We start from the raw sequence: 19119 nt of genomic DNA, 5'->3' as shown, positions 1-19119 counted from the left end.
TCACTTATGGATACTCATTACCACACTGTGCGCCAGCGTTCGCTGGCGCTGGCCGAGCCGTTGAGCGACGAGGATTGCGGCGCCCAGTCGATGCCCGACGCCAGCCCGGTCAAATGGCATCTGGCGCACACCACCTGGTTTTTCGAAACGTTTATTCTGGAAACGATGGAGACGGATTTCACGCCTTTCCATCCGGCGTTCCGGGTCTTGTTCAATTCTTATTACAACGGCATCGGCGAAAAACACCCGCGCACGCAACGCGGCTTGCTGACCCGGCCCGGCATGGAACAGGTGCGCGCCTACCGCGCCGATGTCGATGCCCGCATCGGACGTTTGCTGTCCAGTAATTTGCCGCTGCAGCGGCGCAAGCAATTGACGCTGCTGCTGGCGCTGGGCCTGGAACATGAACAGCAGCATCAAGAACTGCTGCTGACCGACGTCAAGCATTTGCTGGCGCAAAGCGCTTTGTTTCCAGCCTATTTCGATGTGCCTTTTGATGTGGCGGCCACCGCCCCGGCGCTGCAATGGCTGCCCTTCGACGGCGGCCTGGCCGAGATCGGCTACCATGGCGACGGCTTTTGCTTCGACAATGAATTGCCACGCCACCCGCAATACGTGGCGCCATTCTCTCTGGCGGCGCGCCTGGTCAGCAACGGCGAATACCTGGCCTTCATCCAGGCTGGCGGATACCAGGATGCCGGACTGTGGCTGGCCGAGGGCTGGGACTGGGTGCGCAGCCAGCGGCTGACGTGTCCGCTGTACTGGCAACAGGATGAGCAGGGGCAATGGCTGGAATTCACGCTGTTCGGCTTGTTGCCGCTGGACTTGCAGCGGCCGGCCACCCATCTGTCGCTATTCGAAGCGGACGCCTACGCCCACTGGGCCGGCGCGCGGCTGCCAACCGAGGCGGAATGGGAATGCGCGGCGCAGGGACTGGCCATCGATTGCGGGCAATTGCATCCGTCCGCTGCGCAGCCATCGAGTGGGTTGCAACAAATGTTTGGTACTTGCTGGCAATGGACCAGCAGCAGTTATGGGCCGTATCCCGGCTACCGCACGGCGCCGGGGGCATTGGGGGAATACAACGGCAAGTTCATGCTGAACCAGTATGTGCTGCGCGGTTCGTCGTGCGTCACGCCGGCCGGCCATGCGCGCGCCAGTTACCGGAATTTCTTTCCGGCCGGCGCACGCTGGCAGTTTTCAGGGATACGGCTGGCGCGCTGAACCGAGGTCGCTGCTTAAGCCGCGACCTGGGCCGTTGTGGTGCCGGTGTTCTGATTGATTTTCAACTGGCGGTTGACCGCGCTCAGCACCGCCTTGAACGAGGCGGTGACGATATTGCTGTCGATGGCCGCGCCGAACAGCGTCGGACCATTGTCCAGGCGCAATTCGACGTAGCAGGCCGCCTGTGCATTGGCGCCCGTGCCGATCGAGTGCTCATGGTAATCCATCAGCTTGATATCCAGTCCCAGCGCGTTGACGAAGGCGTCGATCGGGCCATTGCCGCCGCCTTGCAGCGCCAGCGGCGACTGGCGGTGGGTCAGGCTGATGTCGATCTGTACCGATTCGTCGCTGCTGGTGTCTTCCACCATGCGGTGCGAACCGTAGGCGTAAGGAATAGTCTGTTCTAAATATTCCTTGGCGAAAATCTCATGAATATCCTTGGCGGCGATTTCACGTCCGGTTTCATCGGCGACCGCCTGCACGGCGCGCGAGAATTCGATTTGCAAGCGACGCGGCAACACCAGGCCGTATTCCTGTTCCAGCAAATACGCCATGCCGCCCTTGCCGGACTGGCTGTTGACGCGGATCACCGCATCGTAGCTGCGGCCCAGGTCGGCCGGATCGATCGGCAGGTAAGGCACTTCCCAGATCGAGTTTGCTTGCTGTTTGGCAAAACCTTTCTTGATGGCATCTTGATGCGAACCGGAGAACGCGGTGAACACCAGGTCGCCGGCGTACGGGTGGCGCGGATGGACCGGCAACTGGTTGCATTCCTCGACGCATTTACGGACCGTGTCGATATCCGAAAAATCCAGGCCCGGATGCACGCCCTGGGTATACAAATTCATCGCCAGTGTCACCAGGTCGACGTTGCCGGTGCGTTCGCCATTGCCGAACAGGCAGCCTTCGACGCGGTCGGCGCCGGCCATCACGGCCAGTTCGGCGGAGGCGATCGCGGTGCCGCGGTCATTGTGCGGGTGCACGCTGATGATGATGGAGTCGCGTCGCGCCAGCTTGCGCGACATCCATTCGATCTGGTCGGCATATACGTTCGGCGTGCTGCATTCCACGGTCGACGGCAAGTTGATGATCATCTTGTTGGCCGGAGTCGGCTTCCAGATCGCGCTGACGGCGTCGCAGATGTGTTTGGAGAAATCCAGTTCGGTGGTCGAAAACGATTCCGGCGTGTATTCGAAACCCCATTCGGTTTCCGGATGCTGCGCCACCAGTTGCTTGACCAGCGTGGTGCCGGTGGTGGCGATTTGCGTGATTTCCTCGCGCGACATGCCGAACACCACCTTGCGGAACACCGGCGCCACCGAGTTATACAAGTGGATGATGGCGCGCTTGGCGCCGACCACCGAGTCGACCGTGCGGCGTATCAATTCTTCACGCGACTGTGTCAGCACGATGATGGTGACATCGTCCGGAATGCGGTTTTCCTCGACCAGCTTGCGCACGAAGTCAAAATCGGTTTGCGACGCCGAAGGGAAGCCTACTTCGATTTCCTTCAAGCCGATCTGGATCAGCATCTCGAAAAAGCGCAGTTTCTTTTCCGCGCTCATCGGTTCGATCAGCGACTGATTGCCGTCGCGCAAATCGGTGCTCATCCAGATCGGCGGTTTGCTGATGATGTTGTTCGGCCACTGGCGGTCGCTCAATTGCACAGGTGGAAAGGCGCGGTATTTGGAAGCTGGGTTTTGCAACATCATGATCGGGTACTCCTGAAATGAGGTGGAAATCGGTAAAGCGAAGAGTGTGGCGACAGGCTGCCGGGCGGCCACGTTACGCTAGGCCAGGCAACCGGTCATTAGCGATAGCAGTAGCGGCGACAGGCGGGCGCAAGCGCGGACGCAGCCAGGACGTGCGCCGGTGCGCATGGCCATAACGTGAATAAGGTGATCGAAACGGGATGGTGCAAACATCGGATAACCTTCCTGAGGTTTAAAACGCGCCGGCGTATGGCTGGCGTAACACTGCGGCAAATTTATGCGCGTGCTAGTAGTCGCGATAGCGACAGCAGGGAAGAGGTTGGATGTTGGAAGGAGGACATGGCTTTAATGTAAGGGATCGGGCGACTGCTTGTCAAGGGTATTTCTGGAAAGTAATTGATGAAGCCGGTTCATGGGCTCGTATGGGAGGCCGGCGTGCCTCTCATCGCCGTTGGCGGGGCAGACTTGGATTGCGGTGGCGCAATGCACCAGGCTCGTGCACAAGTACGTTACAATCGGCGTCGCTATTTTGCGCAGATTCTCCCATCGTTACGACACCATGCACCCAAAACGCCTTTCCCTGATTGCCATCGCAGCCTTCGTGCTGGCCGGCTGCGAAGCCACCGCGCCCAAAATCACGCCTGTCCTGACGCCCGCGGTACTGCCGGCGCCGGTGCCGCGCAAGATCAGGATCGGCTTGGCGCTGGGCGGCGGCGCGGCGCGCGGCTTCGCGCATATCGGCGTGATCAAGGCGCTTGAATCGCAAGGCATCGATGCCGATATCGTTACCGGCACCAGCGCCGGCAGCGTGGTCGGCGCGCTGTATGCGGCGGGTAATTCCGGCTTCGCCTTGCAAAAGATGGCCTTCGACATGGATGAAGCGGCGATTTCCGACTGGGCCATGCCGCTGTTCGGCAAATCGTCCGGCGTGCTGAAGGGCGAGGCGCTGCAAAGCTATATGAATAAGGCGGTCAACAATGTGCCGCTGGAAAAACTGAAAATCCCATTCGGGGTGGTCGCCACCGATTTGAAGAATGGCCAGGCGATCCTGTTCCAACGTGGCAATACCGGCATGGCGGTGCGCGCGTCGTCGTCGGTGCCGGGCGTGTTCCAGCCGGTGACGATCGCCGGCCGTACCTATGTCGATGGCGGGCTGGTGGCACCGGTGCCGGTGCGCGCCGCGCGCGAGATGGGCGCCGATTTTATTATCGCGGTCAATATTTCGTCGCAAACGGAAGCGCAAAAAGCCATCAGCTCGATGGAAGTGATCATGCAAACCTTCGCCATCATGGGCCAGCGCATCAATCAGTTCGAGCTGAAGGACGCCGACGTGGTGATACAGCCGAGCCTGGGCACCATGAAGGGCAACGATTTCAACAGCCGCAACCAGGCGATCCTGGCGGGCGAGCAGGCGACCTTTGCCGTGATGGCGCAAATCAAGGAAAAATTGAAGGCCAGGCGCGAAGCGCCGGCGCCATAGGCGAGAGGCATGTTGCTGTCGTACAATTCACATTCAATCTAATAAGGATGCATGATGCAATCGAAACCAATCTTGACGCTGGAAGACATTAAAAAAATCGCGGCCGCCGCTGAAGCGGAAGCTGTTGCCAACAAATGGGCGGTGACTATTTCGATCGTCGACGATGGCGGTCACTTGCTGTGGCTGCAACGCCTGGACGGCGTGGCGCCGATCAGCGCGCACATCGCGCCGGCCAAGGCCAAGACCGCCGCGCTGGGCCGCCGCGAATCGCGGATCTACGAAGAAATGATCAATGGCGGCCGCGTATCGTTCCTCAGCGCGCCTGAAATCGATGGCTTGCTGGAAGGCGGCGTGCCGATTATTGTCGACGGCCATTGTGTCGGCGCGGTTGGCGTATCCGGCGTCAAATCGGCGGAAGATGCGCAAATCGCCAAGGCGGGGATCGCCGCGCTGGGCTGAAATGCCTTGATATCGTAGTGCAAGTCATACCGATGCCGCCCGACGCCAGTCCGGCGGCATTTCTTTTGCATCAATGTTAACGCTGTTGTACGGCGCGGCATATCAGCTGCGCAAGAGCAAAATTTTCGCCCCCCTTCCGCTTTTTCGTCCTTGCCGAAAAGCTTCCTTTTGGTTATAATTCAAAGGTTTAGCCAATCACACATATACCGTAGCGACTACCCATCCCCTCATTCAAAATGATCGTCAACTGCCCGTGAGCGCACCTGCTCGGGTTGTCTGACGGTCGGTCTGACGTGGCGCAGCTACGGTAACTTTATCAGGAGTTGCCCTTGCCGCCATTTTTTTCTGGCCCTGCCGTTCCAGCCATTCTAGCGCTTGCTGATGGAACGATCTTTAAAGGTTTTTCCATCGGTGCCCCCGGTCATACGACTGGCGAGGTGGTATTCAATACCTCGATGACCGGTTATCAGGAAATCCTCACCGACCCAAGTTATTGCCGCCAGATGGTCACGCTGACGTATCCGCATATCGGCAATACCGGCGTCAACCCGGAAGACGTTGAATCTTCCAAAGTCCACGCCGCCGGCCTCATCATCCGCGATCTGCCTTTGCTGGCATCCAATTTCCGTTCCACCCAGTCCCTGTCCGATTACCTCAAAGCTGAAAACGTGGTGGCCATCGCCGGCATCGACACGCGCAAGCTGACCCGCATCCTGCGCGAAAAAGGTGCGCAAAGCGGCGCCATCCTGGTCGGTACGCAAGGCAATGAGCCATCCGCCGCGCAAGCGGTGGAGTTGGCGCGTTCCTTCCCCGGCCTGTCCGGCATGGACCTGGCCAAGGTGGTGTCGGCCAAGGCGGCGTATGAATACCGCGAAACCGAGTGGAAACTCGGTGAAGGTTACGGCAAGCTGGAAGATGCTGACGCGAAATACCACGTGGTGGCGTTCGACTATGGCGTCAAGCGCAATATCTTGCGCATGCTGACCGCGCGCGGTTGCAAAGTCACCGTATTGCCGGCCCAGGCATCGGCCGCCGATGCGCTGGCCTTGAATCCGGACGGCATCTTCCTGTCAAATGGTCCCGGCGATCCGGAACCATGCGATTACGCGATTGCAGCGACCAAGGAATTGATCGAACGCGGCATTCCAGTGTTCGGCATTTGCCTCGGCCACCAGATCATGGCGCTCGCTTCCGGCGCCAAGACGCTGAAAATGAAATTCGGCCACCACGGCGCCAACCATCCGGTGCAAGACCTGGACACGAAACAAGTGCTGATCACGTCGCAAAACCACGGTTTCGCGGTGGATGCGGCGACCTTGCCAGCCAATTGCCGGGTCACCCACGAATCGCTGTTCGACGGTTCCCTGCAAGGCTTTGCCCGCACGGACAAGCCGGCGTTCTGCTTCCAGGGCCACCCTGAAGCGTCGCCTGGCCCGATGGATGTTGCTTACCTGTTTGACCGCTTCATCAACTTGATGGCTGCGGAGGAGAAAAAGAAAAATGCCTAAACGTTTAGATATTAAAAGTATTCTGATTATTGGCGCCGGCCCGATCGTGATCGGCCAGGCCTGCGAATTCGACTATTCCGGCGCGCAAGCGTGCAAGGCCCTGCGCGAAGAGGGTTATAAAGTCATTCTGGTCAACAGCAACCCTGCGACCATCATGACCGACCCGGAAATGGCCGACGTCACCTACATCGAACCGATCACCTGGTCGGTAGTCGAGCGCATCATCGCCAAGGAACGTCCGGACGCGATCTTGCCGACCATGGGCGGCCAGACCGCGCTGAACTGCGCGCTGGACTTGCACAACAATGGCGTGCTGGCGAAATACAATGTCGAGCTGATCGGCGCGTCGCCTGAAGCCATCGACAAGGCCGAAGACCGTTCGAAATTCAAGGACGCGATGACCAGGATCGGCCTCGGTTCGGCCCGTTCCGGCGTGGCGCACTCGATGGAAGAGTCGTGGGCGGTGCAGCGCGAAGTGGGTTTCCCGACCATTATCCGCCCATCGTTCACCATGGGCGGCAGCGGCGGCGGCATCGCCTACAACGAAGAAGAATTCGAAACCATCTGCAAGCGCGGCCTGGAAGCCTCGCCGACCAAAGAGCTGCTGATCGAAGAATCGCTGCTGGGCTGGAAAGAGTACGAGATGGAAGTGGTGCGCGACAAGGCGGACAACTGCATCATCATTTGCTCGATCGAAAACCTGGACCCGATGGGCGTGCATACCGGCGACTCGATCACCGTGGCGCCGGCGCAAACGCTGACCGACAAGGAATACCAGATCATGCGCAATGCCTCGCTGGCGGTGCTGCGCGAGATCGGCGTCGACACCGGCGGTTCCAACGTGCAATTCTCGATCAACCCGGTCGATGGCCGCATGATCGTCATCGAAATGAATCCGCGCGTGTCGCGTTCGTCGGCGCTGGCGTCGAAAGCCACCGGCTTCCCGATCGCCAAGATCGCGGCCAAGCTGGCCGTGGGTTTCACCCTGGACGAATTGCGCAACGAAATCACCGGCGGCGCGACCCCGGCCTCGTTCGAACCGTCGATCGACTACGTGGTCACCAAGATTCCACGTTTCACGTTCGAGAAATTCCCGACCGCCGACCACCATCTGACCACCCAGATGAAATCGGTCGGCGAGGTGATGGCGATCGGCCGCACCTTCCAGGAATCGTTCCAGAAAGCGTTGCGCGGCCTGGAAGTCGGCGTCGACGGCATGAATGAAAAAACCAAGGACCGCGAAAAGATCGAAGAAGAACTGGGCGAGCCTGGTCCTGAGCGCATCTGGTACGTCGGCGATGCGTTTGCCCAAGGTTTCACTTTGGAAGAAGTGCACCAGTTGACCAAGATCGACCCGTGGTTCCTGATCCAGATCAAGGAAATCGTCGACCTGGAACTGTGGCTGGACACCCAGAAGCTGGAAAGTCTGGACAAGACCACGCTGTACAAGTTGAAGCAAAAAGGTTTTTCCGACCGTCGCCTGGGTTTCTTGCTGCAAACCACCGATACGGCCGTGCGCCAGCAGCGCCATGCCTTGAACATCCGTCCCGTCTACAAGCGCGTCGATACCTGCGCGGCCGAATTCTCGACCGACACCGCGTACATGTATTCGACCTATGACGAAGAATGCGAATCGAACCCGACCGACAAGAAAAAGATCATGGTGCTGGGCGGTGGCCCGAACCGTATCGGCCAGGGTATCGAATTCGACTATTGCTGCGTGCACGCGGCGCTGGCGATGCGCGAAGACGGTTACGAGACCATCATGGTCAATTGCAACCCTGAAACTGTATCGACCGACTATGACACCTCGGACCGCCTGTATTTCGAATCGCTGACGCTGGAAGACGTGCTGGAAATCGTCGCCATCGAAAAACCGGTCGGCGTGATCGTCCAGTACGGCGGCCAGACGCCGCTGAAACTGGCGCTGGACCTGGAGGCGAACGGCGTGCCGATCATCGGCACGTCGCCGGACATGATCGACGCCGCCGAAGACCGCGAGCGTTTCCAGCAAATGCTGCACAAGCTGGAATTGCGCCAGCCGCCTAACCGCACCGCGCGCACCGAAGCCGATGCCTTGCAACTGGCACAGGAAATCGGTTATCCGCTGGTGGTGCGTCCTTCCTACGTACTGGGCGGCCGGGCGATGGAAATCGTCCACGAACAGCGCGACCTGGAGCGTTACATGCGCGAAGCGGTCAAAGTGTCGCACGATTCGCCAGTGCTGCTGGACCGCTTCCTGAACGACGCGATCGAGTGCGACGTCGATTGCATTTCCGACGGTGAAACCACCTTCATCGGCGGCGTGATGGAGCATATCGAACAGGCCGGCGTCCACTCGGGCGACTCGGCTTGCTCGCTGCCGCCGTACTCGCTGTCGCCGGAAACCATCGATGAATTGAAGCGCCAGACTTCGCTGATGGCCAAGGGCTTGAATGTGGTCGGCTTGATGAACGTGCAGTTTGCGATCCAGAAGCAGGAAGTTGAAGGCCAGTTGCGCGACGTAGTCTATGTGCTGGAAGTCAATCCACGCGCGTCGCGGACCGTGCCTTTCGTGTCGAAAGCCACCGGCTTGCAATTGGCCAAGATTGCCGCACGCTGCATGGTCGGCCAGTCGCTGGCGTCGCAAGGCATTACCAGGGAAGTGGTGCCGCCATACTTCAGCGTCAAGGAAGCGGTATTCCCCTTCGTTAAATTCCCTGGCGTCGACACCATCCTCGGACCGGAAATGAAATCGACCGGCGAAGTGATGGGCGTGGGCACGACCTTCGGCGAAGCGTTCGTCAAGTCGCAACTGGGCGCCGGCGTCAACTTGCCGAAGTCCGGCAAAGTGTTCCTGAGCGTCAAGGCATCCGACAAGCCGCGCGCCGTGCAGGTGGCACGCGACCTGGTCGATTCCGGCTTCTCGCTGGTGGCCAGCAAGGGCACCGCCGCGGTCATCGCCGCAGCGGGTATTCCGGTCACGCCGGTGAACAAGGTCATCGAAGGCCGTCCGCACGTGGTCGACATGATCAAGAACCATGAGATCGTGCTGGTGGTCAATACCGTCGAAGAAAAACGCAGCGCCATCGTCGATTCGCGGGCGATCCGCACCTCGGCGCTGGCCGCGCGCGTGACGACGTATACCACCATCGCCGGCGCCGAAGCGGCGGTCGAAGGCATCCGCCATCTGGACGAGTTGCGTGTGTATGATTTACAAGGTCTGCATAAAACCTTACACTAAGGCTATTGGCAACATCAGGTAGTACCTTTTAACCACAGAGTCCCGCGCAAAACACCGCGCGGCCTCTGTGGTTTTCACTTGTTAGACCGGTTGCATGGGCGCGGTTGCGGTTGGGCCGCGCCGAGGCTTGCACCGGTTACGTTTAGCAGATAGCAGAGAAAACATGACCACAGTCCCACTTACCAAATTCGGCGCAGAACTTTTGAAGGAAGAGCTGCATCATTTGAAGACCAAAGAGCGCCGCATCGTCATCGATGCGATCGCCGAGGCGCGTTCGCACGGTGACTTGTCGGAAAATGCAGAATACGACGCGGCCAAGGAACGCCAGGCGTTTGTCGAAGGCCGCATCGCCGAGCTGGAAGGCAAGCTGGGCGCGGCCCAAATCATCGACCCGGCCAGCCTCGACGCGGAAGGCCGCGTGGTGTTCGCGTCGACCGTCAACCTGGAAGACCTGGAATCGGGCGCCAAGGTAACGTACCAGATCGTCGGCCTCGATGAGGCTGACTTGAAATTGAATAAAGTATCGGTAACGTCGCCGATCGCACGTGCATTGATCGGTAAATACGCCGGCGATGTGGTCGAGGTGCAAGCGCCGTCCGGCCCGCGCGAATACGAAATCCTGGAAGTACTGTACATCTGATGAACAGCCCGGCCCGCATCCGCCTGTTGATCGCCACCCTGTGGGCAGGCAGCCAGTGGACTGTCGGCTATCTGGTGGCGCCGACCTTGTTCGTCACCCTCTCCGACCGGGTGCTGGCGGGCAGCATCGCCGGCGCCATGTTCCATCGCCAGGCGTGGCTGGCTATCGTGTGCGGGCTGCTGTTGCTGGGCTTGTTGTCGGCAGCGAAACAAATCGACGCAAAACGGCGCCGCCTGCTGCTGGTGACGGTGCTCCTGATGCTGTTGTGCACATTGATCAGCCATTTCGGCCTGCAACCGCTGATGGCGGACTTGCGCGCCGCGGCCGGGCCGGGCGGTGTGATGGAATCCGCCGCCAAAAGCCGTTTCGGCATGTTGCACGGTATTTCCAGTGTGATTTATTTACTACAAAGCTTGCTGGCCGGTTTGCTGATCTGGAAGCTGCAATAAAAAACCGGGAACCGACCACGATGACGCAGCAATCTCTTGCCTGTTAATCGTGGCCGGTCCCCGGTTCAGGGGTGCTTACTTGCTGCCGAGCGCGCTTTTCTTGGCGCTCTTTTGACGCGGCTTGGCGCGCTTGATGGAACCGCCTTCGGTCACCCGTTCATTGCCCTTGATCATGACCTTGGTCACGGAAGGGCGCTTGGTGCCACTGGCGCTGGCCTTGACGATCGTGACTTCGCGCAAGCCTTTGCCGGAGCTGACACGTTCCTTAATCACTTCTTTTTTCGGACGGTAGATTACCAGCAGTTTGCCTATATGTTGTACCGGGGCGGCGCCGAGATTGCCGCAAATGGTCTCGTACATCCCGACGCGGGCTTCGCGGTCGTCGCCGAACACGCGAACTTTAATCAAGCCATGCGAATCCAGGCCCAGGTCGATTTCTTTGAGTACAGCAGGTGTCAAGCCCGCTTCGCCAATGATGACGATAGGCTTCAGCGCGTGTGCTTCGGCGCGCAGTGCGCTGCGCTCTACGGGTGTAAGTTTTAGCATAATAATTTTTAGTAATTCCCTTAAAAGCAGTATTCTACGCGAATGGCAAAGAAGAAATTAAACAAAAACTGGTTGCACGACCACATAAATGATCCTTATGTGAAGTTGGCGCAGAAAGAGGGCTACCGCGCCCGGGCCGCATACAAGCTCAAAGAAATCGATGAAGACGAGAAATTGATCAAGCCGGGCCAGGTCATCGTCGACCTCGGCTGTACGCCCGGTAGCTGGGCTCAGTACACCCGGCGCAAGCTGGCCGGCAAGGATGGCGGCGGCATCGACGGCACCCTGATCGGGCTGGACATGCTGGAAATGGAGCCGATCGCCGATTTTCACTTCATCCAGGGGGATTTCCGTGAGGCAAGAATCTTGCGTCAACTGGAAGTAGTGTTGCAAGGACGCAAAGCCGACCTTGTATTATCGGATATGGCGCCTAATCTGTCCGGTATCGCTACCGCGGATGCGGCGCGGATGGAACACTTGATCGATTTGGCGATTGAGTTTTCTCAACTGCACCTCAAACCGTCCGGCGCGTTGCTGGTGAAGTGTTTTAATGGCATGGGTTACAGCCAGATCGTTGAAAAGTTCCGCGCCGAATTCAAGGTGGTAGTGCAGAAAAAGCCGAAAGCCAGCCGCGACAAGTCGTCGGAAATCTTCCTGCTGGGGCGCGGCGTGAAGCATCCGGTGCAAAATAATGCGCTTGCGGATGATTCGGCTCTTGATATTTAACAGGCAAGCCACACATGGATAAAGAAGTATAGGGCAAGCTGCCTGGCCTGAAGGCCGCAAAACGTATAAATAATTAGGTGTTTTGCGGCCAGGACGCAGTATTTTTTTGCGCGCACGGATCGGCGGCCTTTGGCACGGCCCGCTTATTGCGAGTAAAATCGTGTTTCTAGCTATAGGTAAAAGATGCGCACAGCATCCAAGGAGTCTTCGTGAATAACATGTTTTCCAAATCTGCCATCTGGGTAGTCGTCGCGCTGCTGCTGTTCATGCTGTTCAAGCAGTTTGAAAATCACGGCGCCGCGGGCGGCAGCAAGCCTATCGCTTATTCCGATTTGCTCGATGACGTCAAGGCCAAGCGCATCAAGGATGTCGTCATCGAAGGCGGCGCCATCACGGCCACCCGCATCGACGATACCAAGGTCCGCACCACTGCGACCGTGCTCGACAAGGGCCTGATCGGCGACTTGCGCGACAACGGCGTGCATTTCGATGTGCGTCCGCCTGAGGAACCATCGTTCCTGCAACAAATTTTCGTTTCCTGGTTCCCGATGCTGTTGCTGATCGGCGTCTGGATTTTCTTCATGCGTCAAATGCAGGGCGGCGGCAAGGGCGGGGCGTTCTCGTTCGGCAAGTCGAAAGCCCGCATGATGGATGAGGCGAGCAATACCGTCACTTTTGCCGACGTCGCCGGTTGCGACGAAGCGAAGGAAGAAGTCAACGAAGTGGTCGACTTCCTCAAGGATCCAAGCAAATTCCAGAAACTGGGCGGCCGCATTCCACGCGGCGTGCTGATGGTCGGTCCTCCGGGTACCGGTAAAACCTTGCTGGCGCGCGCCATCGCCGGCGAAGCCAAAGTGCCGTTCTTTTCGATTTCCGGTTCGGACTTCGTGGAAATGTTTGTCGGCGTCGGCGCCAGCCGTGTGCGCGACATGTTTGAAAACGCCAAAAAGCATTCCCCTTGCATCATCTTCATCGATGAGATCGACGCTGTCGGCCGCCACCGCGGCGCCGGCATGGGCGGCGGCAATGACGAACGCGAACAAACCTTGAACCAGTTGCTGGTCGAGATGGACGGTTTTGAAGCGAACTCCGGCGTCATCGTCGTGGCCGCCACCAACCGCGCCGACGTACTGGACAAAGCGCTGCTGCGTCCGGGCCGTTTCGACCGCCAGGTGTCGGTCGGCTTGCCGGACATCCGCGGCCGCGAACAGATCTTGAACGTGCACATGCGCAAAGTGCCTATCGGTACCGATGTGAAAGCCGACATCCTGGCCCGCGGCACCCCTGGTTTCTCGGGCGCCGACCTGGCCAACCTGGTCAACGAAGCCGCCTTGTTCGCCGCGCGCCGCAGCAAGCGCCTGGTGGAAATGTCGGACTTCGAAGACGCCAAGGACAAGATCTACATGGGCCCTGAGCGCAAGTCGATGATCATCCGCGAAGAAGAGCGCCGTAATACCGCTTACCATGAGTCGGGTCACGCGGTGGTGGCGAAGTTGCTGCCGAAAGCAGATCCGGTGCATAAAGTGACCATCATGCCGCGCGGCTGGGCCTTGGGCCTGACCTGGCAATTGCCGGAACATGACAATCTGTCGGCCTATAAAGACAAGATGCTGGAAGAGATTTCGATCTTGTTCGGCGGTCGTATTGCAGAAGAAATTTTTGTCGGCCAGATGTCGACCGGCGCATCGAACGACTTTTCGCGCGCCACCAAGCTGGCACGCTCGATGGTGACCCGCTTCGGCATGTCCGACAGCATGGGCGTGATGGTGTACGAAGACAGCGAAAACGAAGGGTTCTTCGGTGGCGCGACCAAGACGATTTCCGAAGCGACCCAGCAAAAGGTCGATGCCGAGATTCGCAGCATCCTCGACACGCAATATGCGCTGTCGCGTAAGTTGCTGGAAGAAAACCGTGACAAAGTCGAAGTGATGACCAAGGCCTTGCTCGAATGGGAAACCATCGACGCCGACCAGATCAACGACATCATGGCTGGCCTGGAACCGCGCCTGCCGAAAGCCGGCGTGCCACCGCGCCGCAATTCCGGCGACAGCGGTACCGGCGGCATTTCGCCCAACGTCACTGCACCGGCCTGATTCAGCTCCGGCGGCACAGTAAAAAAGGGGCGAGGAGTAATCCTTGCCCCTTTTTTACTTGTGGGCCGCCTTACTTTGACACTCATTGAGTTCCAATGCGACACTATCTTCAATGTGGCCGATTTGGCTACAATCTGTCCGGGCCGGGCCGGCATGCGCTGGTGATGGGCATCCTGAACATCACGCCGGACTCGTTTTCCGATGGCGGCCGTTTCCAGTCGCTGGAATTCGCCTTGTCGCGCGCCGAGCAAATGATCGCCGATGGCGCCGACCTGATCGATATCGGCGGCGAGTCGAGCCGTCCGGGGGCGCCCAGCCTGCCTTTGCAGCAAGAACTGGACCGCGTGATGCCGGTGCTGTATGCGTTGCGCGATTGCGGCAAGCCGTTGTCGGTCGATACCTATAAACCCGAGGTGATGCGCGAAGCGATCCTGGCCGGCGCCGACATGATCAACGATATCAACGGTTTCCGCGCCCCTGGCGCGATTGCCGCCGTCAAGGATAGCGATTGTGCGCTGTGCATCATGCATATGCAAAGCGTGCCTGCAACCATGCAGCGGCAACCGCACTACGATGACGTGGTGGCCGAAGTGATCGCCTTCCTGCGCCAGCGCGTCGAGGAAATGATGGCTGCCGGTATCGAGCGCGAACGTCTTTGTATCGACCCCGGCTATGGTTTTGGCAAGACGGTAGAGCATAATTACGCTTTGCTCAAAGCCACTTCCCGTATCCGCGAAGAATTGGGTTTGCCGTTGCTGGCCGGCTTGTCGCGCAAATCGATGATAGGCGCGGTCACCGGGAAACCAGTGGAGCAGCGCCTGGCCGGCAGCATCGCAGGCGCATTGGCTGCGGTAGCGCATGGCGCCGAAATTATCCGGGTGCATGATGTAGCGGAGACCGCCGATGCGCTGAAGGTATGGCGCGCGGCGCATTAAGAATCACATTCAGCAGACATACAACTATAAGAGAATAATATGGCACGTAAATATTTTGGTACCGATGGCATCCGCGGCCTGGTAGGCGCATCCCCGATCACGCCCGACTTCGTCATGCGGCTCGGTTATGCCGCCGGCAAGGTGCTGGCCAATGCCCAGGGCGCCACCGTCAAGCCGACCGTCTTGATCGGCAAGGACACGCGCATTTCCGGCTATATGCTGGAAGCGGCGCTGGAAGCCGGCTTTTCCGCCGCCGGCGTCGACGTGATGCTGGCCGGACCGATGCCGACCCCGGCGATTGCCTACCTGACGCGCGCGCTGCGCCTGTCGGCCGGGGTCGTCATTTCGGCCTCGCACAACCCGTTCCATGACAATGGCATCAAATTCTTTTCCGACCAGGGCACCAAGTTGCCGGATACGGTCGAGCACGCCATCGAAGCGCAGCTGGATTTGGCCATGGATTGCGTCCCGTCCGAAAAGCTGGGCCGCGCCAAGCGCCTGGACGACGCCCAGGGCCGTTACATCGAATTTTGCAAGAGCACCTTCCCGAACGAACTCGACCTGCGCGGCTTGAAAATCGTCGTCGATTGCGCCCACGGCGCCGCCTACAACATTGCGCCGCATGTGTTCCACGAGCTGGGCGCCGAAGTGATCGCTATCGGCAATAAGCCGGACGGCTTCAACATCAACGCCGGTTTTGGCGCCACCGCACCGGGCGCGATGTCGGCTGCCGTGCGCGAACACAAGGCCGACCTCGGCATCGCGCTTGATGGCGACGCCGACCGGCTGATCATGTGCGACGCCACCGGCCGCGTCTACAATGGCGATGAGCTGCTGTACGTAATGGTCAAGGACCGCATGGCGACCGGTCCGGTGTCGGGCGCGGTGGGCACGCTGATGACCAATATGGCGCTGGAAGTGGCGTTCAAGGAAATGAACATCGGCTTTGCGCGCGCCAAGGTCGGCGACCGCTACGTGCTGGAAGTGATGAAAGAGCGCGGCTGGATCCTGGGCGGCGAGGGTTCCGGCCATTTGCTGTGCCTCGATAAACACACCACCGGCGACGGTATCGTCTCTGCCTTGCAAGTATTGTCCGCGCTCAAGCGTAGCGGCCAAAGCTTGCAGCAATGCGCCAGCGAACTGGTGCTGTTCCCGCAAACCCTGATCAACCTGAAAGTGGCGGCCGGTTTCGACTGGCTCAAGCATCCCGCCATCGTGGCGGAAAAAGAGCTGGTGGAAAAGGAATTGGGCGACCGGGGCCGCGTATTGATACGCGCTTCCGGCACGGAACCATTGATACGCGTGATGGTCGAGGCCAAGGACGCCAGCGACGCCGCGACGATGGCGCGCCGCATCGCCGACAAGGTTGCGGCCTGAGCCTGGCCGGCAGGATGAGGAAGGGGATGACAGAGTATCGTTGCGATAGTTATTTCGCTTAAATTCGCTGCCGGCAATTGACGAAAATCGCGCGTAGCGTTATTATCCTGTCTTCGGAGTGTGGCGCAGCCCGGTAGCGCACCTGGTTTGGGACCAGGGGGTCCAAGGTTCGAATCCTTGTACTCCGACCAAGTTCTAAATGGGCTGTCAGCGATGACAGCCCATTTTCATTTGTATGAAGCATTCCAGCTCTTCATACTTCGCGTGTTTTACAAACACTGCCCATAGCTCAGTTGGATAGAGCATCAGCCTTCTAAGCTGAGGGTCACAGGTTCGATTCCTGTTGGGCAGGCCAGCATATTCCATCCATCGTGGTCTAGACAATAAGCTTGCTGCGCGAGACCGCTTTTTGTCAGGCTCGTGCCCGACTCGTGCCCGATTCTGACACGAATGTAATGCTGGCGTTAGGCTGGCGTCATCTTTCCAAGGTAGACTGACCGCTGCCCGGCAATGGCATTTTGCCATCCTGGGACTGGTGAAAGTTTATGGAAGCGGAAGGGCGACATGAGATTACTGGTGGTGGAAGACGAGCAAAAGGCGGGGGAATATATCCAGAAGGGCCTGACCGAGTCCGGTTTTATCGTCGATTGGGCGCAGACCGGGCCCGAGGGGCTGCATGCGGCCACCAGCGCCTACTATGATCTGATTGTGCTCGATGTGATGCTGCCGGGTCTCGATGGCTGGCAAATCGTGACCGAGCTGCGCAAGACGGTGGAAACACCGGTGTTGTTCCTGACCGCGCGCGACGCGCTGGACGACCGCATAAAAGGGCTGGAACTGGGGGCCGACGACTATCTGCTCAAGCCGTTCGCGTTCGCCGAACTGCTGATACGCATTCGTACCCTGCTGCGCCGCGGTCCGATCAAGGAAGCCGACGTGGTGCACATCGCCGACCTGGAAATCGATGTCCCGAAACGCCGCGTGACGCGGGCCGGCAATCGGATCGACTTGACGGCGAAAGAGTTTGCGCTCCTTCATCTGATGGCGCGGCGGCCTGGGCAGGTCTTGTCGCGGCCGCTGATCGCCTCCCAGGTGTGGGACATGAATTTTGACAGCGACACCAATGTCGTGGACGTCGCGGTGCGCCGGCTGCGCGCAAAAATCGACGACCCTTTCCCGCTCAAGCTGATCCACACCATCCGCAGCATGGGCTACGTGCTGGAAGACCGCGGATGAGCAAGGCCGGCCGCTCCCTGACGGCGCAACTGGGCGCGTTGTTCGCCTGCGTGGCGGTGGTGGTCTTTTCGATAGTCGGATTTTATTTGTACCAGGCGCTGGTGATACAACTGCAAGAGCACGATGACGCTGACCTGGTCGACCGGGTCTTGCACATCAGGCATTTGCTGGAAGAGACGCCGGACCTGGAATCGATCCGCGCCGAGCCGCATCGCTTCCTGGATGCGGTTGATCTGCGGCGGGGCCTGCTGCTCGTCATCGAGCGCCAGGATGGACGTCTGCTGATGCGGAACACGGAACAGCGCCCGCTGCGCCACGCCAGAAGCTCATTGGCGGCCGGGGCGCAGCTGTCGACCGCCGACGTCAGGCCCGCGGCGCTGGCCAATGGCGACCGGCTGCGCCTGATCTCCGCGATGGGCCTGGTCGGCGCCAGCGGCGTGGCGGTGCGCGTCACGCTGGCGCGCACCGCCGACGACCGCGCCGCGGTGCTGGCCGCCTATCGGATGAAGGTGCTGGCGGCGGCATTCGCGGGCGCGGCCCTGACCGCCCTGTTTGGCTTCCTGCTGTCTCGCCAGGGCTTGCGCAGAGTGCGGGACCTGGCTGCGCAAGCCCGCCAGGTCAGCGCCCACAACCTGGAAATGCGCCTGAATGCAGCGTTGGCGCCGGCCGAGCTGCGGGTATTGGCGGATTCGTTTAATGAAGTGCTCGACCGCTTGCAGAGCAGCTTCAACAACCTGTCCCAGTTCGCCGACGACCTCGCACATGATTTGCGCACGCCGCTCAACAACTTGATGGTGCAGACCGAAGTCGCGCTGTCCCAGCCGCGCGAATCGGAAGAGTATCAACATCTGCTGTCCTCCAATTACGAAGAGTTCGGACGCCTGGCGCGGATGGTCGAGAGCATGCTGTTCCTGGCCCGCGCCGACCATGACCAGATTGCGCTGAGCACCGAAGCGCTCGACGCCGCCACTGAACTGGCGCGCATTGCCGAATATTTCGAAGGGCCGGCCTCCGAGGCGGGCGTTGCATTCGAAATTGCCGCGACTGGCGAGGTGCTGGCCGATGCGCACCTGTTGCGGCGGGCGGTCGGCAATCTGGTGGCGAACGCCGTGCGCTACACGCCGCGCGGCGCGGTGATTTCGCTGGCGGCGCTGCAGCACGCCGCCGGCACCACGATAGTGGTGAGCAATCCGGGGCCGGGCATCGATGCGTTGCACTTGCCGCGGCTATTTGACCGCTTCTACCGCTCCGACCAGTCCAGGTCCACCAAGTCGTCGTCGGCGGGATTGGGGCTGGCGATCGTCAAGTCGATCATGGCGCTGCATGGCGGCAGCGCCGGCGTCAGCAGCACTCCAGGCGGCGTGACCAGCTTCTCGCTGCTGTTCCCGGGGACCGGACGGATGCTGCACTGCGCGCCACGCCGTGCAGCGAAAACCGGCGAATTATTGGCAAAAAATCCTGCAATGTAAATGTAATGTTCGGGTCATGCGGGCGTGCGGCTTGGCTCCGTA

15 protein-coding genes and 2 tRNA genes are annotated in these 19119 nt (G+C 59.7%); 15 read left to right on the top strand and 2 right to left on the bottom strand.

All coding sequences use genetic code 11. The features are described from left to right. Positions 1-6: 6 nt before the first annotated feature. The gene (gene egtB / locus GJA_RS14860; RefSeq protein WP_038493502.1) at positions 7-1224 is read left to right on the top strand and encodes an ergothioneine biosynthesis protein EgtB; all 1218 of its coding nucleotides are present in this window, start codon (positions 7-9) and stop codon (positions 1222-1224) included. Positions 1225-1238: 14 nt separating this feature from the next. Here the strand turns inward: egtB and leuA are convergent, their stop codons facing one another. After that, positions 1239-2936 (bottom strand): 2-isopropylmalate synthase, encoded by a 1698-nt coding sequence (leuA, locus tag GJA_RS14855; protein WP_038493499.1) that lies wholly within the window; start codon positions 2934-2936, stop codon positions 1239-1241. Positions 2937-3495: 559 nt separating this feature from the next. Between leuA and GJA_RS14850 the strand changes: the two genes are divergently transcribed. The 6 genes from GJA_RS14850 to GJA_RS14825 all read left to right on the top strand — a co-directional run bounded on the left by GJA_RS14850 (position 3496) and on the right by GJA_RS14825 (position 10695). After that, a complete protein-coding gene (locus GJA_RS14850; protein ID WP_038493496.1) occupies positions 3496-4416 on the top strand; it encodes a patatin-like phospholipase family protein in 921 nt (306 codons plus the stop codon). A 54-nt stretch (positions 4417-4470) separates the two neighbouring features. Beyond that, positions 4471-4875: a GlcG/HbpS family heme-binding protein gene (locus GJA_RS14845; RefSeq protein WP_038493493.1), complete on the top strand. Its 405-nt coding sequence runs from the start codon at positions 4471-4473 to the stop codon at positions 4873-4875. Positions 4876-5204: 329 nt separating this feature from the next. After that, positions 5205-6383, top strand: coding sequence for a glutamine-hydrolyzing carbamoyl-phosphate synthase small subunit (gene carA / locus GJA_RS14840; RefSeq protein WP_038493478.1), 1179 nt, complete (start codon positions 5205-5207; stop codon positions 6381-6383). After that, positions 6376-9606: a carbamoyl-phosphate synthase large subunit gene (gene carB, locus GJA_RS14835; protein WP_038493475.1), complete on the top strand. Its 3231-nt coding sequence runs from the start codon at positions 6376-6378 to the stop codon at positions 9604-9606. The genes carA and carB overlap by 8 nt, the downstream gene beginning before the upstream one ends. 163 nt (positions 9607-9769) lie before the next feature. Then, positions 9770-10246 carry a transcription elongation factor GreA gene (gene greA / locus GJA_RS14830; protein WP_038493472.1) on the top strand — a complete coding sequence of 159 codons (477 nt, stop codon included), beginning with the start codon at positions 9770-9772 and terminating at the stop codon, positions 10244-10246. Next, a complete protein-coding gene (locus GJA_RS14825) occupies positions 10246-10695 on the top strand; it encodes a DUF4149 domain-containing protein (protein WP_038493469.1) in 450 nt (149 codons plus the stop codon). Before greA ends, GJA_RS14825 begins: the two co-directional genes overlap by 1 nt. Positions 10696-10770: 75 nt before the next feature. On the opposite strand, the gene GJA_RS14820 is transcribed toward GJA_RS14825, so the two are convergent. After that, entirely contained in the window at positions 10771-11241 is a 471-nt protein-coding gene (locus GJA_RS14820) for a YhbY family RNA-binding protein (protein ID WP_038493467.1), read from the bottom strand. Between the two features lie 42 nt (positions 11242-11283). Here GJA_RS14820 and GJA_RS14815 point away from each other — a divergent pair, with 42 nt between their 5' ends. The 8 genes from GJA_RS14815 (at position 11284) to GJA_RS14780 (ending at position 19077) form a co-directional block, all read left to right on the top strand. Further along, complete coding sequence (locus tag GJA_RS14815) at positions 11284-11967, top strand: RlmE family RNA methyltransferase (RefSeq protein WP_038493464.1); 684 nt, start codon at positions 11284-11286, stop codon at positions 11965-11967. Positions 11968-12176: 209 nt separating this feature from the next. After that, complete coding sequence (ftsH, locus tag GJA_RS14810; protein WP_038493461.1) at positions 12177-14060, top strand: ATP-dependent zinc metalloprotease FtsH; 1884 nt, start codon at positions 12177-12179, stop codon at positions 14058-14060. 95 nt (positions 14061-14155) lie between these two features. Beyond that, positions 14156-14995 (top strand): dihydropteroate synthase, encoded by an 840-nt coding sequence (gene folP, locus GJA_RS14805; protein ID WP_038493458.1) that lies wholly within the window; start codon positions 14156-14158, stop codon positions 14993-14995. A gap of 39 nt (positions 14996-15034) precedes the next feature. Next, entirely contained in the window at positions 15035-16372 is a 1338-nt protein-coding gene (glmM, locus tag GJA_RS14800) for a phosphoglucosamine mutase (protein WP_038493456.1), read from the top strand. 114 nt (positions 16373-16486) lie between these two features. Continuing rightward, a tRNA-Pro gene (locus tag GJA_RS14795) sits at positions 16487-16563 on the top strand. 87 nt (positions 16564-16650) lie between these two features. Continuing rightward, a tRNA-Arg gene (locus GJA_RS14790) sits at positions 16651-16727 on the top strand. Positions 16728-16936: 209 nt separating this feature from the next. Beyond that, positions 16937-17608 carry a heavy metal response regulator transcription factor gene (locus GJA_RS14785; RefSeq protein ID WP_038493453.1) on the top strand — a complete coding sequence of 224 codons (672 nt, stop codon included), beginning with the start codon at positions 16937-16939 and terminating at the stop codon, positions 17606-17608. Further along, the gene (locus GJA_RS14780) at positions 17605-19077 is read left to right on the top strand and encodes a heavy metal sensor histidine kinase (RefSeq protein ID WP_051780916.1); all 1473 of its coding nucleotides are present in this window, start codon (positions 17605-17607) and stop codon (positions 19075-19077) included. The genes GJA_RS14785 and GJA_RS14780 overlap by 4 nt, the downstream gene beginning before the upstream one ends. The last annotated feature ends 42 nt before the right edge of the window (positions 19078-19119 follow it).

The sequence above is a fragment of the Janthinobacterium agaricidamnosum NBRC 102515 = DSM 9628 genome, from assembly GCF_000723165.1.
Taxonomy (GTDB): Bacteria; Pseudomonadota; Gammaproteobacteria; order Burkholderiales; family Burkholderiaceae_D; genus Janthinobacterium; species Janthinobacterium agaricidamnosum.
The sequence above is the reverse complement of the archived record's forward strand: the minus strand, read 5'-3'. Positions and strand labels throughout refer to the sequence as shown.